The sequence below is a fragment of the Acetoanaerobium pronyense genome, assembly GCF_017874355.1.
Lineage (GTDB): Bacteria > Bacillota > Clostridia > Peptostreptococcales > Filifactoraceae > Acetoanaerobium > Acetoanaerobium pronyense.
On record NZ_JAGGLI010000021.1, the window covers coordinates 24,301 to 50,573 of the forward strand.

Here is a 26,273-nt window from a genome sequence, read left to right on the forward strand (position 1 = left end):
CACCTCTTTAATTGATTTCCCTAGGATTTAATATAAGTAATTTGCTTAAATTTCTAAAATTGACATAAGGTCTTATCTTTACGTATTTTAAGAGGTTGTTTGGATCTTCTATTACTTCATATATTTCCCCTATCTGGATTCCTCTTGGATACATCCCCAGCCCAGATGTGATTATTACATCGCCTGGTACAACATCATAGTTTATATCAAACATATAACCCTTAATAAAACCCTCAAAATCAGTTTCAGAATCTATGTTTATATTCTGACTTGCAATTCCTGTATACTCATTATTTCTTAGGACTTCAAAGCTTACAGAAGATTTATTATCAAGGATTGATATAGCTTTGGAATAGTTGGCTGATACTTCATATATCCTGCCAACTAGGCCTTTTCCTGCAAGCACAATACTATCTTTTTTCACCCCATCATTTTCTCCTGCAGAAAGGGTAAATGTAGTGTAATAATTTCCATCATTTTTTGCAACTATTGATGTGGTAATATAATTTTGCTCGTATTCATCTTCTATAAAATTTAGAGCTCCTTTAAGCTCTCTAAGTTCTATCACATCTCTTTGAACTATAAAATCATGAATTTGCTTATCTCTTAATTCTGCAACTTGATTTTCTAGTTCCTGTATTTTTATATCTTTTTGTCCATTTGGAAAAAAACTAGAAATCAAATTTGAAAATCCACCTCTTGCCTCACTAATCTGACCGTTTACTGGTGAAGTTGTTTCTAGTATTGCTTTGCTTGCTATATTATTGTTTCCATTTTTTATAGAGAAAAAAAGAGTTAATATTAAAATTCCCCCTGTTACAATAAAAAACAGGGTTTTCTTTTCCATTTTTCTTGGGTCTTTATAAAAGTTCATGTTTTTCACCTTATATAGTTAAATTTATAGTCTTTCGTCTTCTTTAAAGCTGTAAAATTTATGGTTCCCGATAATTACATGATCCAAAACTTCAATTCCAATTATTTTCCCAGCTTCTACAAGTCTCCTTGTTATTGCTTTATCTTCACTACTTGGCTCTATGTCTCCAGAAGGATGATTATGTATTAGAATTATCTTATTGCTGCTTTTTTTTATAGCTTCAATAAATACCTCTCTAGGATGCACTATTGAAGCATTTAGAGACCCTTCTGAAATTATTTTGTCTGATATTATTTTATTTTTAGTATCTAAAAGTACGATTTTAAATATTTCTTTTTTCAGATGCATCATTTCATCCATATATATATTTCCTACATCTTGGGGAGAGGATATTTTAAATCCCTCTTCTTTAGATGCTACAGCTACTCTTTTTCCAAACTCTAGGGCGGCTATAATATTTGATGCCTTTGCAAGCCCTACTCCTTTTATAAGAGAAAGCTGCTCAACTGAAATATTGGATAAATACTTTATCCCTCCAAAAGTCGTTATTATCTCATTTGCAAGGTCTATAGATGATTTTTTCTTGGTTCCAGTACCAAGGATTATAGCAAGAAGCTCAGCATTAGAAAGATATTTTTCTCCCTTTTTTAATAGTCTTTCTCTAGGTCTTTCATCTTCTGAAATATCTCTTATAAATATATTTTCCCCCATAGAAAATACCTCCTTGATATGAAGCATCTAAAATACATCAAAATCAAAATGCGTCTTTAATACATCAGCTACTTTGCTTATGGGAAGTCCAACCACGTTAAAATAGTCTCCTGTAATTTTTTCAACCAGTATGCTACCCATTCCTTGGATACCATAAGCACCAGCTTTGTCTAAAGGCTCTCCTGTATTTACATATTTACTTATCATTATATCATCAAATTCTTTGAACATTACCTTTGTCTCAACATAATCCACATATTTTTTTGTGTCCGATAATATTGCAAATCCAGTAATTACGCTGTGACTTTTTCCAGAAAGAGACTTCAGCATAAAAACTGCCTCATCCTCACTTTTTGGTTTTAAAAGTATTCTTCCTTCAAGCTGAACTATAGTGTCTGCAGCAAGTACAATGCAGTCTTTGTTTTTGTTTTTAATATCTGCTCCTTTGATATAGGCATTATACATTGAGTTTATTTGAGGAGAAAAACTCTCATTTATGGATTCTTCAACGTTTGAAATTTCTACATCATATCTTAAATTAAATAGATTTAATATGTCCTTTCTTCTGGGAGATCCTGAACCTAAAATCAATTTCAAACCTATCTCTCCTTCCAGTGTCAACTTTGCATTTTAAGTTTATCATTACAACCAAAAAAAAACAATAAGACTAAGAAAAGCCTTATTGTTTTTAAGCTTAAATCATTTTAATTGCATCTTTTGGGCATTTTTTGTAACATACGCTACAACCAATGCATTTTTCTTTATCCACTTTATGGATTGCTTTAAGCTCTCCTTCTATTGCATCTACAGGACAGTTTTTAGCGCAAATAGTACAACCTATACACTTTTCATCTATTACCTCAGCTTTTTTTCTAAGAGATAAATCTCCCCTTATAGCCTTAGTAGGGCATTTTTCTACACATATCATACACTGGGTACATTTAGAGTAGTCTATTTTTGCAAGATTATTTTCAAAACCTATCGCTTCAAAAGGACAAGCCTTAACACAAATTTGACACCCTATACAGCCAGTTGAGCATTTGTCTTTAACTTCTTTTCCCTTATCATTGCTATTACAATCAATAGATACTTCTTGAGAATAAGGTATCCATTCTATGACATTTTTCGGACAGGCTTCAAGACATTTCCCACAGGCTACACACTTCTCCTTATCCACATGAGCTATCCCATCTTCAAGGACATGAATAGCATCAAATGGACATACTTTTTCGCATGTACCAAATCCTATACAGCCATATGTGCAAGATTTCGGACCATTAGACACCATAGTGGCCGCCTTACAGTCTAATATTCCGCTATACATTGATTTATCTTTTGCGTTTTTATTTGTTCCATTACATATTACATTTGCGATTTTTCTTTCTCCCGCACCTGCATTTACTCCCATTATATTTGCTATTGTTTCAGCAAGCTCTGGGCCTCCAACTGGACATGCATTCGCTGGCGCTTCTCCCTTTGCTATAGCAGCTGCTAGTCCTCCACATCCTGGAAAACCACATCCTCCGCAGTTTGCCCCAGGCAGACTTTCAAGAATAGCCTCTTCCTTTGGATCGATTTCAACTGCAAATTTCTTAGATGCATATGCAAGACCTGCTCCAAAGATTAAACCCATAGCGGAGAGACTTGCAACAGAATTAATTATTGAGCTCATAAAATCCCTCCTAATTTTAAACTAGTCCACTAAATCCTAAAAATGCTATTGACATAAGTCCCGCTGTTATAAGAGCTATAGGATAACCCTTAAACACCTCAGGAACATCTGAAATTTCAAGTCTTTCTCTAATTCCTGCAAATAAAACTATTGCTAAAGTAAATCCTATTGCCGCTCCAAGTCCATTGAAAATAGTCTCTACTAGAGTATAGTTATTTTGTATATTAAGAATTGCAGCTCCAAGAACAGCACAGTTAGTTGTTATCAGTGGAAGATATACACCAAGTGCCTGATAAAGAGTAGGACTAGTCTTTTGGATTACCATCTCTACAAATTGTACAAGTGATGCAATAACAAGAATAAATGCTATTGTCTGCATATACTGTATCCCCATTGGAACAAGCACAAAATTTTGTATAAGGTATGTAATTATAGAGGCAAGAACCATAACAAAGGTAACTGCCATTCCCATTCCAAGAGATGTTTCAACTTTTTTTGAAACTCCAAGAAAAGGACATATCCCCAAAAATCTTGAAAGTACAAAGTTATTAACAAAAATCGAGCTTATCATTATTATAAAAATCGATTGCACCTTTGACCCACCTCCTAGCTAGCAGCTTTAATTTCTTTATTTTTTTTAGAACTGGTTACCTTTTTAAATACAGCAAGCATCATACCAAGAGCTAAAAACGCCCCTGGAGGTAATATCATTATAAGAGCAGGCTTAAAGCTTTCTCCAAACAATGAAACCCCAAATATTGATCCCGCTCCTAGTATTTCTCTTATAGATCCAAGTATAGTAAGGGCAAGTGCAAAACCAAGCCCCATAGCTACTCCGTCTACAGTAGACTCTATAGGATTGTTCTTAGATGCAAAGCTTTCCGCTCTTGCTAGTATAAGACAGTTAACAACTATAAGCGGAATAAATAATCCAAGTGCTGCATCTAAAGCTGGAAGATATGCCTTAAGGAGCATTCCCACAATAGTAACAAAAGTTGCAATTACAACAATAAAAGCTGGTATTCTTATTTTAGAAGGAATTACCTTTCTAAAAAGAGATATAACAAGATTTGACATTGTAAGCACTGCAGTTGTTGCAAGCCCCATCCCCATACCATTTATAGCTGAGGTAGTTACTGCAAGTGTTGGACACATTCCAAGTACCTGAACAACTATAGGATTTTCATTTATAATTCCGTTTTTGAAAATCTTAATTAATTTCATCACTCCTACCTCCTATTCTAATGATTCTTTAAATATTCTAATGGCCTCGTTAACACCTCTAGTAACTGCATCAGATGTAATTGTAGCTCCAGAAATTGCTACTATTTCATCATCAGAAGGCTGACCGCTTTTAATTACATTTATAAAGCTATCAACGCTCTTTCCAACATATTGACTTAAGTAAGACTGTTCAGTTATTTTAGCCCCAAGACCAGGAGTCTCCGTCATTACTCCTATAGATACCCCAGATATGTTTCCATCTAGGTTTATTCCCGTAGTAACCTCTATCTCTCCACCATATCCTTTGGGCATGGTTTTGATAGTATACCCAACTACAGATGAACCACTTCTCCCTTCATAAACTTCCTCTACATCTGGTCCAAAATCTCTATCTATAAGCTCAAATGAGTCAGCCTCTGGAAGTATATCTTGTCTTGCTTGATTATTAGCCTGCTCGATTTGATTCTCAATAACAGGGGATGTAACTTCGTTTACAACTCCAAGTAAAAAAGCAGCTATTGCAGTTATAAGAAATAAAATCAAGCCTAGTTTAAGTATGTCATTTTTCATTATTTAGCCACCTCCCCAAAAACTCTAGGTGAAACATATTTGTCTATAAGAGGAGTAGCTACATTCATAAGAAGTATTGAGTAAGAAACTCCTTCCGGGTATCCTCCATAGTATCTAATAACAGCCGTTAAAAGACCACATCCAATTGCATATATTATTTGGCCCTTTTGATTTACAGGGGATGATGAATAGTCTGTTGCCATAAAAAATGCTCCAAGTATAAGTCCACCTGCAAAAAGATTATAGCCAACCATAGAAACATCAAAACCAGAAAATAAAAAGCTAAGTACAGCAACTGTTCCAATATAGTATGTAGGTATAACATATGTAATTACACCTCTATATATTAAATAAAGGCCTCCTAGAATCAGAAGAATAGCAGAAGTTTCTCCAATAGATCCTCCTACATTTCCTATTAAAAGATCAAATATAGACGCACTAGAAGCTCCAGCTTCTGCACCCTTTAGTACAGCAAGGGGTGTAGCCGCCGCTATAGCATCAGGACCTGGTGCAACCCAATTTGTCATTTCTACAGGCCAAGAAGCTAAAAGCACTGCTCTTGCAGCAAGTGCAGGATTAATAAAATTATGTCCTAGTCCTCCAAATAGCTGTTTTGCAACTGCAATTGCAAAAATCGAACCGATTAGAGTCATCCACCAAGGAAGTGTTGCTGGAACGTTAAAAGCTATTAGAAGTCCAGTAACAACTGCACTGAAATCTTTAATTGTAACTTTTCTTTTGAGAAGCTTTTGGATAATAAATTCTGTAGCTACTGCACCTATAACTCCTACAATCATATTTATAATTGCACCAGTTCTAAAATAATAAGCTCCTGCTAATGCGGCAGGCAGTAAAGCTATTACTACATCTCTCATTACAGAAGAAACATCTTCTTTCGAGCTCACATGAGGAGATGAGGATAGCGTCAACTTAGGCATTTCCATTAAAATTTCCCTCCCTATTTTGATTCTTTTCTTCTTTTAGCTAGTATTTCTTTTTTTGCTACTCTGATTGACTGAAGTAGCGGTCTGCCTGATGGACATATAAATGAACATGATCCACATTCAATACAGTCTAATGCCCTATAAGAAGCAGCTTTTTCGTAGTCATCATTAAGAGAATATGCACTAATAAAAAGTGGCTGTAAGCCGGCAGGACATATATTCACACACTTTGCACATCTCATACAGTTTTGAGTTTCTTTTGGCTTCACTTCGTCTTCTGTTACACATAATATCCCTGAAGATCCTTTATTTGATGGAACCTCTAGTGTAAATTGAGATATTCCCATCATAGGTCCTCCACTTATAACCTTATATGGTGGAGTAGAAAAACCTCCGCATTCCTCAATTATCTCATTATAAAGTGTTCCAATTTTTATTAATAGGTTTTTAGGGTTTTTGACTGCACTTCCTGTTACAGTACAGATTCTATCTATAAGAGGCATACCTGTTCTTATAGTTTTAGCAAGCTGAGCCGCAGTTGCCACATTATTCACAACTACTCCTACATCCATTGGAAGTCCACCAGAAGGAACTTCTCTTTTTGTACATGCATAAATTAGCTGCTTTTCTGCTCCTTGTGGATATTTAGTTCTAAGTCCAACAACCTCAACGCCTGCTTTTCCTTCAGCTGCTTTAGAAACTGCTTTAATGCAATCTGGCTTATTGTCCTCTATTCCTATGTAACCCTTTGTAACATTTAAGGCTTTCATTATAGCTAGTAAGCCTTCAACAACATCCTCAGGAGTTTCAAGCATCAGTCTATGGTCAGCCGTCAAATACGGTTCACACTCTGCGCCATTAAGTATAATTGTGTCTATTGGTTTTTCTTTTGGAGGGCTTAGCTTTACAGCTGTTGGAAATGTCGCTCCACCCATACCTACAAGACCTGAATTTTTTACAATTTCTAGAATTGCAGATGAACTTAAATCCTCAAATTTTCCATATGGTTTTATTTCTTCAAAGATTTCATCTGTAAAATCGTTTTCAATGACTACGCACTGAGTCATCTGCCCACCTGGTGAAGTCATCATTTTTATTGCTTTTACTTTACCGGAAACAGAAGAATGAACAGGAGAAGATACAAATCCTTGAGGTTCTCCAATCCTTTGTCCGACCTTTACTTCGTCACCGACTTTTACAAGGGGACTACAGGGTGCTCCTATATGTTGAGACATTGATATGTATACAACTTTAGGGCTGTTAGCTTTTTCTAACGGAAGATGCTCTGTAGCCTCTTTGTTATGGCTAGGATGAACTCCTCCTTTAAAGGTTAAAAGCTTCATTAACGTTACTACCTCCTTTAAAATGTATAATTATAAATAGATTTTTATAAAACTCTGTCCAAAAAAATAAATGGTCAGGGTATAATTGACATCCTTATTAAGTATACTACATTTTCATCAAATGATAAGTTTAAATAATAAATTAACAATATGCAGTGTTTAATGCAAAAAACTAACCTAAAATTAGGTTAGTTTATTATTCTAGTTGCACCAAGATATCCATTTTTATAATGTCTTTCATTTAGCGATGATACTACTACTTGTCTTACTTTTCCCGATGACGCATGTATAAATTCATCATTTGATATGTATATCCCTACATGTGTGACTTTACTTCTGCCTCCTGTAGTATCAAAGTATACTATATCTCCAGGCTGAAGTTCCTCTCTTGAAACTTGAGTACCTGCCTTACTTTGACTTGAGGATACTCTTGGAAGCTCTATATTTAAAGCATTCTTATATGTATATTGCACAAAGCCTGAGCAGTCAAATCCGCTACTGCTTGTTCCCCCAAATTTGTAAGGAGAGCCAAGCTTTGAATAAGCAACCTCTAAAATCTTGTCCGAACTTCTCATATCACCCCTATTGGTGGTGGTATTTTCTTTAGTATTTACAGTTAAAAGTTCGTTAAAAACATAACCTTCCTTATCTTCAAATCTTATTTTGCTCCATTGAGCTTCTTGACTTACTACTTGAACCATGCTGCCTACTCCCATAATTGTAATTACATCACTTTCTGTTGTAGGAAACATCCTAAGATTAACTCTATCTTTATTAATAATTCCTGTTTTTAAAACTTTCATTGAAGAGCTGTCTATATATCCTTCTATCCCTGCACCAAATTTTATTTTTGACCAGTTTCCATTTTCTTCAAGAATTAGTACCTCTTGTCCCATTGCTACCTTTGAAATAACAAGAGATGTTTCTGCTGCTTCCTGTTTTATATCTTGAATAGGAACAATGATTTCTGCTGTTTTATATGCATTGGCATGGGATATTCCTGTCATAGTAAAGAAACTGCTGGCTATCAGAGCACATGAAATTAAGACTTTTTTCATGATTAGTACCTCCTATGCTAGTTAATTTAATTTGCATTTTTAAAATGAAAGCTAATTTTTGATTACATATTTAGTCTATCTGTTAAATTCTATTTAATTATACTATAAGGTTTTAAAGTGTGCAAATATTTCAACTATATCTATAAATTTCTAGTTTTTTCATTTTACTAATATCGTTTGTAATAATTTTAATATGATAATTGTATACCAAAAAATCTTCAGTATCATTTTCAGGACTTTCATTCACTTTTATATTGAGCTTATTATAGATTCCTAGAGCATTTTTACTAGAAATTTCTTTTTTCATTGAGTTAATTATGCTAAAGTTGTGAGCAACTTCATCCATAAGAAATAAAATTCTCATAACATCTTTTTCAACTAATATTTTTTTTTCATTTTGTATAAATTCTGATTTGTAAATATCAAAAAGCTGGGACAAGGCTTCAAGTTTTTCTTGAATATCTTTTACATTTAACTCCGTATCAGAAAGCAGATAAGACTTAAATTCTAAATAAGCACTATCAATTAGCTCCACAGCATTTATATATATTTTTTCCTCATGTTTTGGAGGGGAAATCACAGTGTTGATTACAAAAGCAATTATAATTCCAAGAGTTGTATCTATAACTCTAAGTGCAGAATTGAGAACAACATCTTGTCCATAGCTCATCATAATCGAAGAAAAAACTATAAGAGATATAACTAGTGACTTTGACCAGTTCATCTTATTATTTATTGTTATTAAAAGAATAATCCCAAGGCCTGTAAGAACTATGTTATTTGGACTTATATTAAAAAATATAATTCCAATTACAGCCCCTACAATTGTTCCTAGTATTCTATTGAGGCCGCTTTGAAAGGATTCATTTAGGCTACTTTGCATAGATACAATAGCCCCTATTGTAACGAATAGAGGATAGTTAACATTGAGTCTCATAGAAACAATAATAGAAATCATTACAGCTATAGCAGTTTTTATAGTTCTCATACCTACCAACAGACTCACCCTGACTCATCTATTATATTTTAAAGATTAAAAATCTATTTTCTAAATATATAATAACATATTTGACTTAATTTATCATTTTTGGGATATATATAATTACAATGGAACTAATTAAAGTTTGACTAAAAGTTTTTTTTATAATATAATCCATAACCTGTGAAAAAATAAAAAAAGGAGTGATTTAATGATTTTAGAAAATTCACTGCTGTTTCTCACTATAACTTCTTTTTTCTTATCTCCTTCATATGCAGATTTTCAAACTGCTAAAGAGCATAATAGACCAGTAATCCAGCTGATGGACACATATAACACCCATCCTTATATAATTGAAGAAAAAGATACTCATCCCATATATGATATCCCATTGTCTGAAGAACTTCAAAAATACGTCTACGAAATATCGCTTGAGTACGAAATCGACCATAAACTTCTTCTTTCAATTATGTGGGTAGAGACTGGCGGAACCTTCAAATTAGATTTAATCAGCAAAACCAATGACTATGGATTGATGCAGATTAACAAGTCAAATCACAAGTGGCTTTCTAATGCTGGCCTTGATGATATGCTTGATCCTTATGATAATATAAGAGCAGGCGCTATTATTCTTGGAGGACTTGTTGAAAAGTATGGGAATTCACATCAAGCCCTAATGGCATATAACTTTGGAGAAGGCGGAATGAAAAAAGTAATGAGAAATGGACATCAAAGCAGCAGATACAGCAGAAGGGTCTTTGAAATTAAGAAGACTCTATTTAATGAAAGTCTAACATTTTTAGAGACAGAAATATTTTACGAAAAAAATAGTAAGCTAAAATTTGCAGATAAAGTAAAAGACCCATCTATAATAGATGGGTCTTTTACTTTATCTGTGGTGCGAGAGATGGGACTTGAACCCACACATCCTAAGATACACGCCCCTCAAACGTGCCTGTCTGCCGATTCCAGCACTCTCGCTTATACGGGCAAAACTAAATCACAGTTCACCCGAGAAAAATAATATCATTTATTGAAAACCCTGTCAATATGTCTATTTATAATTAATCTAACTCTTCGTACAGCTTAATATATGAAGATTTGAATTCATTTACTTTATAGATGTAACTCTTTGTTTCAGGAAAAGGAATATCCCACTTAGTAAAGTCTTCTCCATCAAGCCTTCCTTGACTTATCCAGTTTTGAACATTGCCTGAACCCGCATTATAGGCGACTATTGCAAGGTTTTCATTTTCAAACTCTTTTAAAAGTGCAGAAAGATACCAAGCTCCCACCTTTATGTTATAAAAAGGGGAATATATGCTAGAGATATTTGCACCAGTTTCATTACAAGCCCATTCCCATGTGATTGGAGCTATCTGCATAAGTCCTTTTGCATTTTTTCTGGACTTTGCATAAGGGAAAAAACCGCTTTCAGCTTTCATTACAGCATATATAAGATAGGGGTCTACATTATATAATTCTGCGTTTTCATAAACTATAGTTTCATATCTTAATGGATATTTTAACCTTTCAGTAAAATTTAATTTATTTTCAGCTAAAAAAGCTAAAATTATTATTAACGCCATTAGGATATATATATTTGACTTGTTTTTTTTCATATTCTATACCTTTACAAGCTCTTGTAATATAATTTCCAGGCTTTCAAATAACTTTTTTCTGCTTTCATTGTTTTTTAAAATGAAATCTGCAAAAACTCTTTTTTCCTCAAAGCTCATTTGAGCATTAATTATTCTCCTAGCCTTAGTCTCATCTATATTATCTCTTTTTATGATTCTTTTAATCTGTATATCTTCATCAGCTGTAATAAGAACTACTTTGTCTACATTTTCATAAAGCTTAGTCTCAATCAATAAAGGAGCGTCTATAAAAACAATAGCCTCCCCTTTATTTTTATAGACGTTTTCTAGTTCACTAATTTTGTCTATTATAACAGGATGAAGTATAGAGTTGAGCTTTTCTAGTTTTTCTTTGTCAGAAAAAACTATCTTTGAAAGTTTTTGTCTATCTATATTTTCTTCTTTATCAATTATTTCCTTTCCAAAGTAGTCTAACAGTTTAAAGTACCCTATCTCTCCTTTTTTTACAACATCCCTTGATATCTTATCTGCATCTATTACCTTATATCCTCTTTCTAAAAGGTATTTTGTAACAGTTGATTTTCCTGTCCCTATCGAACCAGTAAGCCCTACCGTAATCATTTCACTCTCCTACTTCGTATCAAACCATGATTTTCCAGATTCAATATCCGCTTTTAACTGTACATTTAGTTTAACTGCATTTTCCATCTCTTCTTTTAGGATTTTTATTGCAATTTCCTTTTCATTTTCCGGGGCTTCTACTATAAGCTCATCATGTACTTGAAGAATTAATCTAGATTCTAACTTTTCTTTTCTTATTCTTTGCCATACTTTTAGCATAGCTATTTTTATAATATCTGCGGCTGTCCCCTGGATTGGAGTATTCATTGCCAGTCTTTTACCAAGTGATTTGACAACAAAATTCTTCGAGCTAATTTCAGGAATATATCTTCTTCTCCCTAAAAGCGTGGATACATACCCCTTTGTTTCTCCATCTTTTACTACGTCTTCCATATATTTTTTTACATTAGGATACTTTGCAAAATAACTCTCTATATATTCCTTTGCTATCTTTACAGGAATTCCCAAGTTGTTTGAGAGTCCAAAATCGCTAATTCCATAGACAATCCCAAAATTCACTGCTTTTGCGGCACTTCTTAGTTCCTTTGTTACATCCTCAATAGCAACATTAAAAACCTCCGATGCAGTTGCTGTATGGATATCTATATTTTTAGAAAAAGCTTCTATAAGGTTTTTATCATCTGATATATGAGCAAGAACTCTTAACTCTATCTGGGAATAATCCGCATCCACTAATATACTCTCTTCTTTTGAAACAAATACCTTTCTAAGCTCACGTCCAAGCTCTAATCGTACTGGTATATTTTGAAGGTTTGGATCTGTAGATGAAATCCTCCCTGTCGTAGTAATAGTTTGGTTAAATGAAGAATGAATCCTCCCAGTATCTGGGTTTATAATCTTTGATAGCCCTTCTACATATGTGGATTGTAGCTTAGTATACTGTCTATAAAGGGTTATTTTCCCAATTATTGGATGCTTCTCCTTTAAGGCTTCAAGCACTTCCGCATTTGTAGAGTATCCAGTTTTTGTCTTTTTTATTACCGGAAGCTCAAGCTTATCAAAAAGTATATGACCAAGTTGTTTTGGAGAATTTATATTAAATTCTTCCCCTGAATAAGAATAAATATCTTTTTCTAGTAATGATATTTCAATAGAGAATTTTTCCTTGAGATTATCCAGTACATCCTTTCTTACCATGATTCCATGGTACTCCATATCTCCCAGTACCTTTATAAGCGGTATTTCTATTTCAAAGAAAAGATTTTCCATTTCATTTTCTTTGATTAGAGGCATCATAATATCTTTTAATCTTTCCGTTGTTTCAAGGACATCCCAATAATAAAGAAATAACTCTTGCTCAGGAATTTCCATAAGATTTTTCTCGGATTTTCCTTTTCCAAAAAAATCTTCTTTTGATTTTATGTCACCAGCTCCATATTTCTTTGATAATATGCTCAAATCATTATTGGTTCCTGATGAGTCAATCAAGTACTCCCCTATCTCAACGTCGAAGTATATCCCATCTAGCTCAATTTCATAAGGTAAAAGCAAAATATAATCCTGCTTTAAATCGAATCCAGATTTTTTAATGCCTTCATCCTCTAAAATATCTTTTATAAGAATTACATCATCTTCTTTAAAAAGGTATAGTTTATCATCTATTTTTATAAACAAGCTACTTATTTTTCTATGTCTTATATTTCCTTTATGTGCTGATGCTTTAATAAAAATTTCCTTACTTTTATTTGCACTAATTTTAAAAGCTTCAAGATTATCTTTATCAACTTTTATAAGCTTCATTTCCCTAGATATAATTTCAGGATTTGGAGTAGTCTTTATTTTGCTAAGTAAAGTATTGAATTCAAATTCATTGAATAATGCACAGAGCTCTTCAATATTTTTTTCTCTAAGCCTAAGTTCATTCAAATCAATTTCGATAGGCATATCAGTAACAATCGTTGCTAGCCTTTTACTTAAAAATGCCTGATCATAATTCTCTTCAAGCTTTTTTTTAAGCCCTGCACTTAAGCTATCACGGTTTTCATATACATCTTCAAGACTACCATAATCAAGTAGAAGCTTGAGTCCTGTTTTTTCTCCAATCCCAGGAACACCCGGTATATTATCAGACTTGTCTCCCATAAGACCCTTTAGGTCAATAAATTGAAGAGGCGTGATTCCATATTGGTCCTTAAGAGCTTTTTCATCATAAATATCAAGCTCTGAAATTCCTTTTTTAGTAAGTAATATCTTCGTTGTATCAGATGCGAGCTGAAGAGCATCCTTGTCTCCAGTTATTATATATACATCTATATTTTGCTTTTCATATACCTTGGCAACTGTACCGATTATATCATCAGCTTCATACCCCTCAAGCTCAAGTCTGCTTATACCAAAGGCATCAATAGTTTTTTTGAGTGGCTCTATTTGCTCCCTTAGCTCATTTGGCATCCCTTTTCTATGGCTTTTATAGCCTTCATACTCTTTATGTCTAAAGGTTGGAGCCTTAAGATCAAATGCTATAGTAAGGTAGGTTGGATTATATTCTTCTAATATTCTAAAAAGGATGTTTGTAAATCCATAAATTGCATTGGTATGCTGTCCTTTTTTATTCATAAGCTCTGGAAGTGCATAAAAAGCTCTATTTACTAAACTATTTCCATCTATTATTACTAACAATTCTCTCATCATGTAATGCCCCCTCAATATATAGGTGTACTATAAACTTACTGTCATCAAATTATATCAGAAAGATTAATAAGTTCCAACTCATTAAAGTATTGATTTGATAATGCTTCTATGCTATTATATTTTGGTAGGCGGGCGTGGCGGAACGGCAGACGCAGCGGACTCAAAATCCGCCATAGGTGACTATGTGGGGGTTCAAATCCCTTCGCCCGCACCAATTTATTTAAAAAGTTCTCTCCAAAGTTCTCTCCAAATATTTTTAGGCTATTAACAATTAGCTTTAGAAATTGCATTTGATATGACAGAGGCGGTATTATTTTTAGAAGTGGAGTCTAAATGGACGTATATGTTTGCAGTTGTTGAATAATCACTATGACCTAACCATAATTGAATTTCTTTTAAACTTATTCCATTTGCAATAAGTATACTTGCACAACTATGTCTTAAATCATGAAATCTTATCATTTTCATTTTGTTCTTTTTTAGGAATATATTAAAATGTTGAGTAATATAATTAGGCTTAGTACGAATTCCCAATTCGTCTAAATAAATGTAACCAGCAAATTCATCGTGATAGGATGACTTTGCTATTTTTTTATTCTTTTCCTGATTTTTCTTGATTTCAAGTAAATATTCTTCAATTTCAGGAAGAAGAGGCAAAACTCTATAACTCCCCTTATTCTTAGTTCTATTTTTTTCAACTTCTTTTACTTTTCCATTTTCTTTAATTTCTGTTACTGTATGCTTTATTGTAATTATTTTTTTATCAAAATCTATAGCTTCCCATTTCAATCCTAATATTTCACTTCTTCTAAGCCCATAGTATACTGCCATTTTAACAGCATATTCTATTTTTAGTCCTTTTACTCTCTCTAACAATTCTGATATTTCTCTATCGTTGTAATAATTATATATCACTTGTTGCTTTTTAGGTTTCTCTACTAAATCGGCCTCATTGACAGTTACTAATTTTAATTTCAAAGCATATTGTAATGATTTTCTAATATTAGCATGATACCTTATCAATGTAGTATTTGATAAATTATACTTTGATTGAGCATATTGATAAAATTTTTGTATATGATAAGCCCTAATCTCAGAGACAGTTATTGAATATTTTTCAAAATAAGGGATTATCCTTTTATGAATAATGTACTGATAGGACGAATAGCTGGTTTTTTCTAAATTTGGCTTTACCAGCTCTAACCAGTCTTTAATGAAATCTGTAAATAATAAGTCTTCAACTTTCTTTTCATCAGCTTTATTAGATTCAGTATTAATATTTCCATTTAGTATCGTGTCATATTTTATTTTATAATCAGTTAAAATTTGTTCTGCTCTCTTTTTATTATTTTTTATTGGTAGCTTAGTGGATATCCATTTAGTTTTTCTCTTATTTTGATTATCTTTATAGCTTAGTACTACATAATAAAGACCCTTCTTTTCTTGTAGATGACCTGCTATCATTTTACCCTCCTGTGTTATTTAGCATGTACACCTAATTGTGATACTTTTATATTAGGTTATACAGTATATGAAGTCAATATCTTTAGAAAAGTAAAGATGCTGACTTTGGATTAATTTTTTTTATATAAAAACTCAATTACATAGATTTTAGGAATTTTATATACTCGTCCAATCTTAATATATTTTATTTTGTTATTTCTAAGCAAACTATATGCAGTCTTTTCACAGATCCCTAGCATATTACTTAATTCACTTACATTAACAACATCTGGAAAATTTTCAAACATATTTACTCACCTACTTTTAACTTATAATAAGGTAGTAATTCAAAATATTTAATAGTCTATCTAAAATAATTATTGTGATTTAATTTTTATTAATATAAATACTTTAAGCTACTTATGATTAGTAAGTATCATAGGCTCTTCGCCTCTCCCACATTATGCGAGCTGCTCTCCATACGATGAGTTAGGACTAAGCAGAAGTATCATTATTTTCCTGCGCAGGTTATGGCAATCGAATTTATCAAATTCGTTTTGAACAGAAATTTATCGCTCAGCCCAAAATATAATTTTTCATTATTATTTGAGTTTCTTGGCGTTTCCTTCATGTTGCTTAAGGGTTTGTCCCTATGCACAGTAATGTACTTAAAGTACTTAGTATTCTTTTTTCAAGGAACATAGGAGGGCTTAGAAAAATGCCCTCACTATATAGCCTTGAGAAAGGATAAAAAGGGACAAAAAAATTAAAAATTTTTATTTTAAATCTTTTCTTAATTTGGCAAGTGCTCTTTGATGTCTTTTTTTAGTTGATTCATTATTAAGGCTGAGCTTTATTGCAATTTCATTAATAGATAGACCAAACCTATATTTGAGTTCTATTATTTCCAAATCTGATTTAGTTAGCTTTTTTAAGGCTTTTATTAGGTGTTCATTACTAATAGCATCTATAAATGCCAATAATGCCTCTGCTTCTTTTTCTACATCAGAATCGCATTTATAGTTTTCTACTTTTAAAGGAACAAATTTTTTCTCTAAATACTCTAGTGAAATATTATGTCTGTAATATCTCCTGTCTTGATTTTTGTCTTTTTTCTCCTGCTCTTTTAAAAACTCATGAACCATTTCTAAGCTTTTCTTTTCTTTTGACATTTGAAACACCCCTTTCTAAACGAAAAAAGGAGCCACACGAAATGTGCGACTCCTTCTTTAAAATATGGTTATTAAATTGGATTTTAGGCATAAAAAAACCCCTGAAACTTCACGAGTTTCAGGGGCTCATTTAATGCATATTAATCCTATTGTATCAATGCTATCATTATTAAAATTTTATGTCAGTACCAATAAAGTATCTATTTAGTATCATGAATGTATCAAGCCTATATCATTATTTTCATCTAATAGTTCTGGGATTAGGTATCCCCAAAGAATAGTGCTAAATATAGTTATAGCTTTTTTCTTTTCTCTAAAATAAGTCGCTCTAGAGCAACGTAGGAAATCAATAATATCATTTTCATTGCATTTTTCAGGTGTTATATATGCCTTATATATTATCCAGTAATACCTTTCTTCATTATCAGGATATGATTTTAGCATAATCAGAGCTTTATCTATTAACTTTATAATCTCTCTACTATCTTTTATTGATTGAAGTCTACTTTCTAGTCTTGCTTCAGATACAAACATTTCTGCATCTAATAAATTATCTACTAATTCATCCATCTTTTTTCCAGTAGTATAACTGCACTCATCCTCTATGATTTGAAAATTATTGTTAATCCTCCAAAGAACTTTGTTATATAGCTTTAGTAAAAGTTTTGTATTGTGGTAATGCTTTGGATTAATTTCATTATTTTTCATTATCTGCAATTGCTTTTGCTTTCTATTATTAATTTCATTAAAAAACAGGTCCATAATTATGCACTCCTTTCTGCTTATAGCATTGACATAACCTCTGTTCTAATATTAAAATATATTTAAGTACTTTCGTTCTATTTTAAAGTATATATCGTTTTAATAATTTAGTCAATATCAAAAAGAACATATGTTCGTTTTTGTGTTAAAATATACTTAACTGGAGGAATTCAAAATGAACTTTGGAGAAAAAATAAAGGAATTAAGAAAGAAAAGAGGATTTTCACAATCTGAACTAGCTGAAAAAATTGGTGTTACTCAGAAAACTATTTGTAACTATGAAAACGGAACTAGATTTCCAAAAGGTCAGAAAATAATCAATGGATTTGCAGATATTTTTGATGTGTCTATAGATTATCTATTAGATGATACAGAAATAGATTCTAATAAACAAAATATTAAAATTGAATATAAAGATGAGTTTATATCTACTGCTAAAGAAAACTTTGGTTATAAGGGGAAAAAAGAGGCAGAAAATTTACTAGAAAAAACAGCAGCTATATTTTCTGGTGGAAGTCTTTCGGATGAGGATAAAGATGCTTTCTTTCAATCAATAACTGAACTTTATTTTGATGCAAAATCAAAATCTAGAAAAAAATATGGGAAAAAGGGAATTGGGGAACCTAAAAAATAGAGAGGGAATATATTATGATAAGTAGAATACTTGAAGAGGTAGACAAACTTACACGAAAGTATAAAACTAGAGATCCTTTTGAAATTGCCAAGGGCCTTAATATAGATATCATATACCATGACCTTGGCAACTTAAAAGGGTATTATTACTATCAGTCTAGAATGAAATATATAGTTATAAATAAAAACATTTCAGAAGATTTAAAGCCAGTGATTTGCGCCCATGAACTTGGCCATGATAGGCTTCATCTTCATTTTGCCAAAAACTTTGCTATAAGAGAATTTGGCTTATTTGACATGTCTTCAAAACCAGAACGTGAAGCTAATATTTTTGCTGCTGAGCTTTTGATTGATGAACCTAAGTTTTTAGAATTGGTTTTAGCAGGCCATACTTATTCAGATATAGCTTCTGAGCTTTGTGTCCCTATTCATCTTGTTAAAAATAAAATAGATATATTGAAAATAAAAAAATGTTAAAATAATAATTGAACATAAATCAACTATTAACTTCTTACTTTTATTTCATTTCTTTATATCCATATCATCTTTATCTTCAATACATTTCAATTTTTCAAGGTAAATAACTTCCATGTTATTCCAAAAGCTTACTGGAATACCTAAAACAGATTCTAATCTCAATGCAACATCTTGAGTCAACTCTACTTGTCCATTAATCAATCTACTTATATGATTTTCTGATAAACCCATTCTTAGAGCAAACTCTTTTTGCTTCATTCCTCTATTTTCAATCTGCTCTCTTATTGTCGCACCTGATGGAATATCAATAGTGTAATTACTATACCTCATAACTCATTCCTCCTAGCCGCATCCATTTAGCGGCAATACTATATAAAGCATTTAATTTTTATTAATCCTCACATAATAAACTTTTCGGTTCATTTTTTATTCTCTTCCAGGTTTTTATCTCTCCAGAACAAAGACGACTATCATCGATCGATCTTATGCCAATTCTAGACACTTTCCAGAAAAGGGTCTCATCAACTAAACAGTTTCCGCAAGTACGAGGACCTAAAATTCCAAAAGTCCCCATTTTAGGAGGATAATCCCATCCTGTATCTTAGGCCATGTCAGCAGTAATAAACTCTTTGTTCCCACATATTTCACAAGTAATTCCAATTTTTCTGCTATTCATACTTTCAATAAGTTTCTTTTCATAAGTATGCTCTTTTCTAGCTTAGTAAATACTTCCAATTTAATTTTTAATAGTGAATACCCATGGATGAAATTGTTCCCACTTTTAGTTAATTTATCAATAGACACAATTGATTTATGGTGTTAATATTTATATAAACTTACGCTAGTCAGTTTAAAAAAGGAGTTATTAAAAATGACTAAACAAAGGTTGATGAATTGCACTTTTAAGTATTTTTCAAAAAAAGGATATAATGCTTCTCTATCTGAAATATCAAAATGCTGTGGTATAAAAAAGCAATCTATATATAATCATTTTAAAAATAAGGATGATCTTTTTTATCAGGTTATTGATGAGGAGGTATCTACCTTTTTTAAAGATAAAATAGAGGAGTTTTCTAATTTACAAATTGAGTCTCCAGAAGAAAAGCTTAAAGCTATTTTTTTCTCATTCATAAATTACTACAAAGACATAGAGAAATTAAGATTCTGGAGATTCATTCTTTTTATTGAATCAGAGGAACTATTTCTAAAATCTAGAGATTTAATTAGAGAAAAAGAGATTGAATTTGCTAAAAATATAATTGGAGAGTTCGAAAAAGTATTATCAAAAAACAATCCGGAAGTGGTTCTTAATAATTCTATTGCAGCTACTCAAACTTTTATGACTTGTATCCACGGTATTTTAGATGGATTTATGCTTTATAGGGGTGTTTTTGACATTGATATACTTGCCAACAACGTATGGAATCTGTTTTGGAATGGTGTAGAGAGGACTAATTAATGATAAGATTTCCTAGATATATAAATAAAGGTTCTATATTTAAAGCTTTATTAATTTTCATCTTAGTTTTCTCTCTTTTTCTTTTTACTGCCTTTGTTGAATTTCAAAGGGAAGTTGAGAAAAAAAAGCAAAACTTAAAGGATGAGCTTTTAATTACTCAAACAAATATAGAAAATACAATAACTTCAAGAATATCTAAGCTATATGGATTAGTGACCTATATAAAAATCAATAGTTATTTCGATCAAGATCAATATGAAAGATTTGTATATGATGTATACAGGTCTAGGGATGATCTAGTTCAAAGAATTTTTTATTTAACAGATACTACAGTAACCCACATCTTCCCTTACGAACAATACAAAGAGGTAATAGGTAAAGATCTTTCACTAATACAATCCCAAAAGGATTTAGTAATGTATGGTAAAAATAACCTAAGGACAGTTTTTGCTGCACCTGTTAATCTTGTTGAAGGTGGTGACGGAATAATAGTTAGAATACCTGTAGATATAGATGGGGATTATGTAGGGCAGTTGTCAATAGTATTTGATTATGAAAAGACATTAAGTGCAAGTGGTGTTTATGATAAAGGGTTAGAAAACTTTATATCCTTAAGTTCTGTAGATCCTCTTACAGGAAATATGTATTGTGTATGGTCAAATGATCAGAATGGTTATTTAGATTTAAATAAAGTGGAGATTGATTTTAATATTTATGATACTCCCGTATTTTTAAGGGCAATATCTAAAAATGGGTTTTCTGGAAATTCTAATCTATTTTATATAATACTTTCAACTGGTTGGGTCATATCTTTTTTCTTAGCTTTTACTTCCTACAAATTCTTTGAAACCAACTCTAAATTAAAATATAGCAAATTAAAACTTCAAAAAACTCAAACAAAACTTATAGACTCAAATCAAGCTCTTACAACAACAGTGAACAAGTTGCTTTTAAGTGAACAAGAACTGGAAGCTAAATACGAGGAGATTAAGGCAAATGAAGAACATATACTTTTTTTAGCTGAAAAAGATTTTCTAACAGGATTAAAAAATAGAATGAAATTCTCTCAAGATTTAGAGTATAGACTAAAAAATAATTTAAGTGGAGTTATATTGCTTATAGATATTGATAACTTCAAGGATATAAACGACACAATTGGACACATCTATGGAGACAAAGTCCTGATTCATATAGGTGAACTTATAAAAAAAGCCTTACTTGAAAATTCGGAAGCTTATAGAATCGGTGGAGATGAATTTATTGTTCATATGGAAGATGCTGTTAATGAAGATATTATAAATCTCTTTATTTCAAAGCTTTTAGAATACTTTAAGAAATATAATGCTATAGATGATATAAATAACTATATAACTGCAAGTATAGGAATATCAAGATATCCACAAGATGGTTCAACTGTAAATGAATTAGTAATGAAATCAGACATTGCAATGTATGAAGCAAAAAGAGCTGGCAAGAATCGATACTGCTACTTCTCTATTGATATGACTGATAAGATTGATGAAAAAATGAATGTAATAAGCATCCTCAGAAAATCAATTGAAGAGGATCAATTTAAACTTCTTTATCAACCTATATATGATTCAGTTTCTAAGAAAGCATCTTCTTTTGAAGCTCTTATTCGTATAAAAGATTCTAGTTTAAGTCCTGGTGTTTTTATAGATATCGCAGAAGAAACTGGCCTTATAGTGCCTATAGGAAGATGGGTTTTACAAGAGGTTTTTAAGCAATTACAGTTTTGGCAAGATAGAAACTTTGATTTAATTCCTGTGGCAATAAATATTTCTCCAAGGCAAATTAGAGATGACAACTTATTTGATTTTATTAAATTTCTTTTAGAAGAATATGAAATTTGTCCTTCCCTTATAGAGTTAGAAATAACCGAGAATATGCTTTTAGAAGATAAGGATGACAACTTAAAAAAACTAAATAAAATCAAATCATTAGGCATATGTATATCTTTAGATGATTTTGGAACAGGATATTCATCATTGAGTTATCTTTCTTATATGCCTATAGATAAAATTAAACTTGATAAATCTATTAAAGATAAGTTTTTAGACCGTAAAGATACAGAGGTTATAAAAAGTTTAATTTCAATGTTTCATGGTTTAAATCTTAAAGTTGTGGCAGAAGGTGTAGAAACGGAAGAAGAATACATCCAGCTTTTAAGTCATTCTACAGACTACATCCAAGGATATTTATTTAGTAAGCCACTTAATCCTGAAGATGCAGCTTTGATTTTAAAAACTAATCAATAAAAGTTAAACAAACTAATGTAAAAAGGAGTGAATTATTTGAAAAAGGGATTAGCACTTAAGATTGCAGTTTATATCGGTATATTTGTAATATCTATAGCTCTTATAACTGGTAGTGTATCTGTATTTATGAGCCGTAACTATATGATTAGGGAAGCTGAAATCGGTATGTCCCAAGTAACACATTTAGGAGCAGAAAAAATAGAACTAGCTATTAAATATAGATTAGATATTCTTAATGAGATTGCTGAAAGAGATAGAACCCAGACTATGGATTTTGATATTCAAAGAGAATCCTTACTAGATGATGTAAAAAGACTTGGATACCTTGATATGGCAATCGTTGATTTAAATGGTCAGGCAAGATATATCCTTGAGGATAATATAGCTGATTTATCTGATAGGGACTATATCAAACGAGCATTATCTGGAGAAGCTACAGTTTCAGATGTTTTGATAAGTAGAGTTACAAATAGTGCAGTTCTTATGTACGCTGTTCCCATAAAAGAAAATGGCAGGGTTTTGGGTGTCTTACTGGCTAGAAGAGATGGTAATGCCCTTGCTGATATTACAAATGAAATGGGCTACGGTGAAACTGGTTACGCCTATGTAATCAACGATAAAGGTGTAACTGTTGCCCATCCAAATCGTGAACTTGTAATGGAACAATTTCAACCTATTGAAGTAGCAAAGACAGATTCAAAATTTGCCCCTGTTTCTGATTTATTTAATAAAATACTATCTGAAAGGCAGGGCATTTCATCATATACCTTTGATGGAGCAGTTTTATATGCTGCTTTTGAGCCTATAGATGGGACAAACTGGTTTTTAGTTATTACTGCAAACCAAAGCGAGGTTCTTAGTGGAGTTTTAAATCTTACTAGAGTACTTATATATATAATACTTGGGCTTCTTACTTTATCTATTTTCATAGCTTTTGCCCTTGGAAAATCATTGGCAAAACCAATAATAAGTCTTACTGAGATTGTAAAACGTCAATCGAATCTTGATTTTAGTGAGATAGATTCAAAATCTTCTAACTATCTAACAAAAAGGAAAGATGAAATTGGCCTTATGGCAACTGAGCTTATATCAATGTCTAAAAATGTAAGAGACCTTCTTATAAATGTATCTGATACATCAAGCAATGTTTCTGCTACATCAGAAGAACTAACAGCAACATCACAGCAATCTGCAAGCGCATCTGAAGAAGTTGCCCAGGCTGTTAATGAAATTGCAAAGGGCGCATCAGAGCAGGCAGGAAATATATCAGAAGCCTCTTCATCTCTTGACTCCCTTGGACAAGACATTGAAAGCAACAAGGTTAAAAGTAATGAACTTCTTGAATCCTCTAATGAAATTTCAAACCTTGTAAATTCAGGAATAGAAGTTGTTACTGATCTTGGAGAAAAAACCAAAGACAATAGTAATGCTGCAAAAGTAGTGTTTGAAAGTATTCTAAAAACAAGGGAAAGCTCCCAGAAAATAGGAGAGGCTAGCTCCCTTATAACAAGTATATCGGATCAGACTAATCTTCTTGCCCTTAATGCATCTATCGAGGCTGCAAGAGCTGGTGAACATGGCAGAGGCTTTGCTGTTGTGGCAGATGAAATAAGAAAGCTTGCCGAACAGTCAAGAAATACAACCACAACAATAGACGATATGGTTGAAAAACTAAAAGTTGATGCTGAGGTTGCTGTTCAAAAAATGGAGGAAGCAGGAAAGATTGTGAAACTTCAGGAAGATAGTGTTGTTAAAACAAGAGAAACCTTTGAAGGAATATCCTCTGCAATAAAAAATTCAGAGCTTATAGTAAATGAAATATCAGGTTCCGCAAATGATATGAACCTTAAAAAAGAAAATATTATGTCAAATATCGAGATGCTTTCAGCAGTTTCTGAAGAAAATGCCGCTTCCACTGAAGAAACCTCCGCAGCAATAGAAGAGCAAACAGCAGCAGCCCAAGAAATTGCAAACGCCAGCTCAGAGCTTTCTGAAATGGCTCAAAGTCTGCAGGATATGATAAGAAGATTTACATTTTAACCAAGTAATATTCGAGTAGTATGTAGATAATTATTTTAACTACCAATTTCTCCCCCAAGCTATATCTTTCTGTACTTGGCTATTCATTAGGAACCAATGTATTAACTGATAGCGCTTACTAATACTTTTATACCCTAGTTTTTCTAGGTGAGTATTGGTAAGCGTTGTTTGCAAATAGGACTTTTGGATATTCTTGAATAACCTTTATATAAAAAAATTCTAAAATTTTATATTTAGAATCTAAAATATTGATTTATTTATATTAAATTATTAAGAATTATGTTTCTTTATCCAATTAAGTAAATCATTATCATCAATACTTCCATCAGCCAGTCCTAATCCTAGCTCTATAATTTCATTATCTGTTGCATTAATTTTTATATTATTAATCTCAAGATATACTAGGAATAACAATACTCCTATTCTTTTATTACCATCAACAAATGGATGATTTTTCACTAAATAATATCCTAGCTTTGCAGCTTTTGTTTCTATTTCTGGATAAAGTTCTTGGTTATAAAAGGTTTGAAATGGTGAATTGATTGCTGATTCTAAAAGCTTGGAGTCTCTTAATCCTTTGCTTCCACCAGTTTCATTTATTAATAGATTATGCATCTTTATTATTTGGCTCTGAGTTATTTTTTTCATTTTGCTAACTCCTCAAAAGCTTTTATATATTTCGATAAAATATTTTTTGAAATTAATTCTACTTCTAAATCATCAGCATACACTATATCTTCATTGATATTATTTAATGTAATATTGTTATCATTACTCAACTTATTACAGGGAAAATTATTATCTTTTTTATCCATTAAAAACCTCTCTTTACTAAAAAACCACTAGACATTTGTCCTGTAAAAATTCTGTAGCCTTAAAATAGTTATTAGTTTCATAAAAATCAGATAGAATTTCATTAAAATCATTTATATATTCATCATTAACTATTAATAAGCCTTTTCCTTTAGATAAAAGTAATTTATTTGCTGCCAAAATGCTGGTTCTTTTATTTCCATCCCAAAATAACTGACTTCGGCATCCCCATAGCATCAATCTTAATGCTTTTTCAGTTGTAGATAATTCAGAATCTAAAATTTTCGTAATATTGATTGTAACTTCATCTTCTATAGGAACTTTAGGTCTAAACTTCACACCAGAAATTCCTACTTCTCCACTTCTAAGTTTGCCCCACTCAAGACTATGATTCATTGATACATAATAGTTTATATGAGAAATAAAATCTAAATTTAGATTTAAATCTATATTTTCCAATACAAAATTCCATGCATTTTTTAAATTTATTATAACTTCTAAATCATGCTCATTTATTATTTCAGAGCTTATATTATTCTCATTTAAAATATTTTGAATGTCAAGTAAAGAAGCCTCTACACCTTCTATCTTTGCCAAGCTATATATAAGTTTAGGATATAATTTTTCGGCTAAAGATATACTTTCTTCCCTTGTATAATTAAAGCAATCTTTCATAATAAAATCCTTTCCATGGTGTCGGATTGTTACCGGCAAGCATTTTTGTATAAATTTCGGCAAATAATTTTCCCTATTTTTTGGAATATAACTTTCCCTAAAATAGGGATTTTCTATTTTCTAAGCGATAGCTTTTTCCAGTCATATTAAAGAGCTCACATTTATATGTTAACCTATCTAAAACTGCTGTAGTTAGGGCTGGATCGCCCAACAGCTCTGACCAATCTTCAAGCCCTTTATTAGAAGTGATTATTATTGAGGCTTGCTCGTG

General features: G+C 31.8%; 28 protein-coding genes, 2 tRNA genes and 1 pseudogene. 7 read left to right on the top strand and 24 right to left on the bottom strand.

Annotated features, from left to right (window positions below; genetic code table 11):
• Positions 1–7: 7 nt before the first annotated feature.
• The 11 genes from mreC to J2Z35_RS09520 form a co-directional block, all read right to left on the bottom strand.
• Positions 8–874, bottom strand: a complete 867-nt coding sequence (mreC, locus tag J2Z35_RS09470) for a rod shape-determining protein MreC (RefSeq protein WP_245330835.1) — start codon at positions 872–874, stop codon at positions 8–10.
• Positions 875–898: 24 nt separating this feature from the next.
• Complete coding sequence (gene radC / locus J2Z35_RS09475) at positions 899–1,585, bottom strand: RadC family protein (protein WP_209661162.1); 687 nt, start codon at positions 1,583–1,585, stop codon at positions 899–901.
• A 27-nt stretch (positions 1,586–1,612) separates the two neighbouring features.
• Positions 1,613–2,182 (bottom strand): Maf family protein, encoded by a 570-nt coding sequence (locus J2Z35_RS09480; protein WP_209661163.1) that lies wholly within the window; start codon positions 2,180–2,182, stop codon positions 1,613–1,615.
• Between the two features lie 97 nt (positions 2,183–2,279).
• Positions 2,280–3,257 (bottom strand): RnfABCDGE type electron transport complex subunit B, encoded by a 978-nt coding sequence (gene rnfB / locus J2Z35_RS09485; protein WP_209661164.1) that lies wholly within the window; start codon positions 3,255–3,257, stop codon positions 2,280–2,282.
• A 16-nt stretch (positions 3,258–3,273) separates the two neighbouring features.
• Positions 3,274–3,840: an electron transport complex subunit RsxA gene (gene rsxA, locus J2Z35_RS09490; protein ID WP_408627189.1), complete on the bottom strand. Its 567-nt coding sequence runs from the start codon at positions 3,838–3,840 to the stop codon at positions 3,274–3,276.
• Between the two features lie 23 nt (positions 3,841–3,863).
• Positions 3,864–4,481, bottom strand: a complete 618-nt coding sequence (rsxE, locus tag J2Z35_RS09495) for an electron transport complex subunit RsxE (RefSeq protein WP_209661165.1) — start codon at positions 4,479–4,481, stop codon at positions 3,864–3,866.
• A gap of 12 nt (positions 4,482–4,493) precedes the next feature.
• Positions 4,494–5,051 carry an RnfABCDGE type electron transport complex subunit G gene (locus J2Z35_RS09500; RefSeq protein WP_209661166.1) on the bottom strand — a complete coding sequence of 186 codons (558 nt, stop codon included), beginning with the start codon at positions 5,049–5,051 and terminating at the stop codon, positions 4,494–4,496.
• Positions 5,051–5,995: an RnfABCDGE type electron transport complex subunit D gene (locus J2Z35_RS09505; protein WP_209661167.1), complete on the bottom strand. Its 945-nt coding sequence runs from the start codon at positions 5,993–5,995 to the stop codon at positions 5,051–5,053. The genes J2Z35_RS09500 and J2Z35_RS09505 overlap by 1 nt, the downstream gene beginning before the upstream one ends.
• 14 nt (positions 5,996–6,009) lie before the next feature.
• Positions 6,010–7,338 (bottom strand): electron transport complex subunit RsxC, encoded by a 1,329-nt coding sequence (gene rsxC / locus J2Z35_RS09510; protein ID WP_209661168.1) that lies wholly within the window; start codon positions 7,336–7,338, stop codon positions 6,010–6,012.
• Between the two features lie 188 nt (positions 7,339–7,526).
• Positions 7,527–8,396: a C40 family peptidase gene (locus J2Z35_RS09515; RefSeq protein ID WP_209661169.1), complete on the bottom strand. Its 870-nt coding sequence runs from the start codon at positions 8,394–8,396 to the stop codon at positions 7,527–7,529.
• Positions 8,397–8,526: 130 nt separating this feature from the next.
• The gene (locus tag J2Z35_RS09520) at positions 8,527–9,384 is read right to left on the bottom strand and encodes an FUSC family protein (RefSeq protein ID WP_209661170.1); all 858 of its coding nucleotides are present in this window, start codon (positions 9,382–9,384) and stop codon (positions 8,527–8,529) included.
• A gap of 313 nt (positions 9,385–9,697) precedes the next feature.
• On the opposite strand from J2Z35_RS09520, the pseudogene J2Z35_RS14975 reads away from it, so the two are divergent.
• Positions 9,698–10,093 (top strand): annotated as a pseudogene (locus J2Z35_RS14975) (transglycosylase SLT domain-containing protein); the annotation flags it as partial.
• A 178-nt stretch (positions 10,094–10,271) separates the two neighbouring features.
• Here J2Z35_RS14975 and J2Z35_RS09530 read toward each other — a convergent pair.
• From J2Z35_RS09530 to polA, 4 genes are all read right to left on the bottom strand, one after another.
• A tRNA-Leu gene (locus J2Z35_RS09530) sits at positions 10,272–10,356 on the bottom strand.
• An 83-nt stretch (positions 10,357–10,439) separates the two neighbouring features.
• Complete coding sequence (locus tag J2Z35_RS09535; protein ID WP_209661171.1) at positions 10,440–10,964, bottom strand: lytic transglycosylase domain-containing protein; 525 nt, start codon at positions 10,962–10,964, stop codon at positions 10,440–10,442.
• 36 nt (positions 10,965–11,000) lie between these two features.
• Entirely contained in the window at positions 11,001–11,597 is a 597-nt protein-coding gene (gene coaE, locus J2Z35_RS09540; protein ID WP_209661172.1) for a dephospho-CoA kinase, read from the bottom strand.
• A gap of 9 nt (positions 11,598–11,606) precedes the next feature.
• Positions 11,607–14,246, bottom strand: a complete 2,640-nt coding sequence (polA, locus tag J2Z35_RS09545; RefSeq protein ID WP_209661173.1) for a DNA polymerase I — start codon at positions 14,244–14,246, stop codon at positions 11,607–11,609.
• 131 nt (positions 14,247–14,377) lie between these two features.
• On the opposite strand from polA, the gene J2Z35_RS09550 reads away from it, so the two are divergent.
• Positions 14,378–14,463: transfer RNA gene (locus J2Z35_RS09550), tRNA-Leu, on the top strand.
• Between the two features lie 50 nt (positions 14,464–14,513).
• Here J2Z35_RS09550 and J2Z35_RS09555 read toward each other — a convergent pair.
• From J2Z35_RS09555 to J2Z35_RS09570, 4 genes are all read right to left on the bottom strand, one after another.
• Positions 14,514–15,713: a tyrosine-type recombinase/integrase gene (locus tag J2Z35_RS09555; protein WP_209661174.1), complete on the bottom strand. Its 1,200-nt coding sequence runs from the start codon at positions 15,711–15,713 to the stop codon at positions 14,514–14,516.
• A gap of 110 nt (positions 15,714–15,823) precedes the next feature.
• On the bottom strand, positions 15,824–16,000 hold the full coding sequence (locus J2Z35_RS14980; protein ID WP_209661175.1) for a helix-turn-helix domain-containing protein: 177 nt from the start codon (positions 15,998–16,000) through the stop codon (positions 15,824–15,826).
• A gap of 468 nt (positions 16,001–16,468) precedes the next feature.
• Complete coding sequence (locus J2Z35_RS09565; protein ID WP_209661176.1) at positions 16,469–16,864, bottom strand: RNA polymerase sigma factor; 396 nt, start codon at positions 16,862–16,864, stop codon at positions 16,469–16,471.
• Between the two features lie 210 nt (positions 16,865–17,074).
• Positions 17,075–17,626: a hypothetical protein gene (locus tag J2Z35_RS09570; RefSeq protein WP_209661177.1), complete on the bottom strand. Its 552-nt coding sequence runs from the start codon at positions 17,624–17,626 to the stop codon at positions 17,075–17,077.
• Between the two features lie 175 nt (positions 17,627–17,801).
• On the opposite strand from J2Z35_RS09570, the gene J2Z35_RS09575 reads away from it, so the two are divergent.
• Both J2Z35_RS09575 and J2Z35_RS09580 read left to right on the top strand, forming a co-directional pair.
• Positions 17,802–18,260: a helix-turn-helix domain-containing protein gene (locus tag J2Z35_RS09575; RefSeq protein ID WP_209661178.1), complete on the top strand. Its 459-nt coding sequence runs from the start codon at positions 17,802–17,804 to the stop codon at positions 18,258–18,260.
• Positions 18,261–18,274: 14 nt separating this feature from the next.
• Positions 18,275–18,736: an ImmA/IrrE family metallo-endopeptidase gene (locus J2Z35_RS09580; RefSeq protein ID WP_209661179.1), complete on the top strand. Its 462-nt coding sequence runs from the start codon at positions 18,275–18,277 to the stop codon at positions 18,734–18,736.
• 45 nt (positions 18,737–18,781) lie between these two features.
• Here the strand turns inward: J2Z35_RS09580 and J2Z35_RS09585 are convergent, their stop codons facing one another.
• Positions 18,782–19,066: a helix-turn-helix transcriptional regulator gene (locus J2Z35_RS09585; protein WP_209661180.1), complete on the bottom strand. Its 285-nt coding sequence runs from the start codon at positions 19,064–19,066 to the stop codon at positions 18,782–18,784.
• A gap of 541 nt (positions 19,067–19,607) precedes the next feature.
• Between J2Z35_RS09585 and J2Z35_RS09590 the strand changes: the two genes are divergently transcribed.
• Genes J2Z35_RS09590 through J2Z35_RS09600 form a run of 3 tightly spaced genes read left to right on the top strand, consistent with a single transcriptional unit; the run spans position 19,608 to position 24,514 of the window.
• A complete protein-coding gene (locus tag J2Z35_RS09590; protein WP_209661181.1) occupies positions 19,608–20,195 on the top strand; it encodes a TetR/AcrR family transcriptional regulator in 588 nt (195 codons plus the stop codon).
• Positions 20,195–22,474 carry a bifunctional diguanylate cyclase/phosphodiesterase gene (locus J2Z35_RS09595; protein WP_209661182.1) on the top strand — a complete coding sequence of 760 codons (2,280 nt, stop codon included), beginning with the start codon at positions 20,195–20,197 and terminating at the stop codon, positions 22,472–22,474. Before J2Z35_RS09590 ends, J2Z35_RS09595 begins: the two co-directional genes overlap by 1 nt.
• 36 nt (positions 22,475–22,510) lie before the next feature.
• The gene (locus J2Z35_RS09600; RefSeq protein ID WP_209661183.1) at positions 22,511–24,514 is read left to right on the top strand and encodes a methyl-accepting chemotaxis protein; all 2,004 of its coding nucleotides are present in this window, start codon (positions 22,511–22,513) and stop codon (positions 24,512–24,514) included.
• A 270-nt stretch (positions 24,515–24,784) separates the two neighbouring features.
• On the opposite strand, the gene J2Z35_RS09605 is transcribed toward J2Z35_RS09600, so the two are convergent.
• The 4 genes from J2Z35_RS09605 to J2Z35_RS14940 are packed head-to-tail and all read right to left on the bottom strand — an operon-like array spanning position 24,785 to position 26,258.
• Positions 24,785–25,162, bottom strand: coding sequence for a type II toxin-antitoxin system death-on-curing family toxin (locus J2Z35_RS09605; protein ID WP_209661184.1), 378 nt, complete (start codon positions 25,160–25,162; stop codon positions 24,785–24,787).
• Complete coding sequence (locus J2Z35_RS09610; protein WP_209661185.1) at positions 25,159–25,329, bottom strand: hypothetical protein; 171 nt, start codon at positions 25,327–25,329, stop codon at positions 25,159–25,161. The genes J2Z35_RS09605 and J2Z35_RS09610 overlap by 4 nt, the downstream gene beginning before the upstream one ends.
• A gap of 16 nt (positions 25,330–25,345) precedes the next feature.
• Complete coding sequence (locus tag J2Z35_RS09615; protein ID WP_209661186.1) at positions 25,346–26,041, bottom strand: Fic family protein; 696 nt, start codon at positions 26,039–26,041, stop codon at positions 25,346–25,348.
• Positions 26,042–26,099: 58 nt separating this feature from the next.
• Positions 26,100–26,258, bottom strand: coding sequence for an ATP-binding protein (locus J2Z35_RS14940; RefSeq protein ID WP_334300513.1), 159 nt, complete (start codon positions 26,256–26,258; stop codon positions 26,100–26,102).
• Positions 26,259–26,273 lie beyond the last annotated feature (15 nt).

Coding starts and splice junctions, on each gene's coding strand:
- J2Z35_RS09590 (WP_209661181.1), top strand. CDS start 19,608: ATGACTAAACAAAGGTTGATGAATTGCACTTTTAAGTATTTTTCAAAA.
- J2Z35_RS09575 (WP_209661178.1), top strand. CDS start 17,802: ATGAACTTTGGAGAAAAAATAAAGGAATTAAGAAAGAAAAGAGGATTT.
- J2Z35_RS09520 (WP_209661170.1), bottom strand. CDS start 9,384: ATGAGAACTATAAAAACTGCTATAGCTGTAATGATTTCTATTATTGTT.
- J2Z35_RS09595 (WP_209661182.1), top strand. CDS start 20,195: ATGATAAGATTTCCTAGATATATAAATAAAGGTTCTATATTTAAAGCT.
- J2Z35_RS09505 (WP_209661167.1), bottom strand. CDS start 5,995: ATGGAAATGCCTAAGTTGACGCTATCCTCATCTCCTCATGTGAGCTCG.
- J2Z35_RS09605 (WP_209661184.1), bottom strand. CDS start 25,162: ATGAAAAAAATAACTCAGAGCCAAATAATAAAGATGCATAATCTATTA.
- polA (WP_209661173.1), bottom strand. CDS start 14,246: ATGAGAGAATTGTTAGTAATAATAGATGGAAATAGTTTAGTAAATAGA.
- J2Z35_RS09585 (WP_209661180.1), bottom strand. CDS start 19,066: ATGAGGTATAGTAATTACACTATTGATATTCCATCAGGTGCGACAATA.
- J2Z35_RS14980 (WP_209661175.1), bottom strand. CDS start 16,000: ATGTTTGAAAATTTTCCAGATGTTGTTAATGTAAGTGAATTAAGTAAT.
- mreC (WP_245330835.1), bottom strand. CDS start 874: ATGAACTTTTATAAAGACCCAAGAAAAATGGAAAAGAAAACCCTGTTT.
- J2Z35_RS09535 (WP_209661171.1), bottom strand. CDS start 10,964: ATGGCGTTAATAATAATTTTAGCTTTTTTAGCTGAAAATAAATTAAAT.
- J2Z35_RS09610 (WP_209661185.1), bottom strand. CDS start 25,329: ATGGATAAAAAAGATAATAATTTTCCCTGTAATAAGTTGAGTAATGAT.
- rsxE (WP_209661165.1), bottom strand. CDS start 4,481: ATGAAATTAATTAAGATTTTCAAAAACGGAATTATAAATGAAAATCCT.
- radC (WP_209661162.1), bottom strand. CDS start 1,585: ATGGGGGAAAATATATTTATAAGAGATATTTCAGAAGATGAAAGACCT.
- rsxC (WP_209661168.1), bottom strand. CDS start 7,338: ATGAAGCTTTTAACCTTTAAAGGAGGAGTTCATCCTAGCCATAACAAA.
- J2Z35_RS09515 (WP_209661169.1), bottom strand. CDS start 8,396: ATGAAAAAAGTCTTAATTTCATGTGCTCTGATAGCCAGCAGTTTCTTT.
- coaE (WP_209661172.1), bottom strand. CDS start 11,597: ATGATTACGGTAGGGCTTACTGGTTCGATAGGGACAGGAAAATCAACT.
- J2Z35_RS09565 (WP_209661176.1), bottom strand. CDS start 16,864: ATGTCAAAAGAAAAGAAAAGCTTAGAAATGGTTCATGAGTTTTTAAAA.
- J2Z35_RS09500 (WP_209661166.1), bottom strand. CDS start 5,051: ATGAAAAATGACATACTTAAACTAGGCTTGATTTTATTTCTTATAACT.
- J2Z35_RS09555 (WP_209661174.1), bottom strand. CDS start 15,713: ATGATAGCAGGTCATCTACAAGAAAAGAAGGGTCTTTATTATGTAGTA.
- J2Z35_RS09580 (WP_209661179.1), top strand. CDS start 18,275: ATGATAAGTAGAATACTTGAAGAGGTAGACAAACTTACACGAAAGTAT.
- J2Z35_RS09570 (WP_209661177.1), bottom strand. CDS start 17,626: ATGGACCTGTTTTTTAATGAAATTAATAATAGAAAGCAAAAGCAATTG.
- rnfB (WP_209661164.1), bottom strand. CDS start 3,257: ATGAGCTCAATAATTAATTCTGTTGCAAGTCTCTCCGCTATGGGTTTA.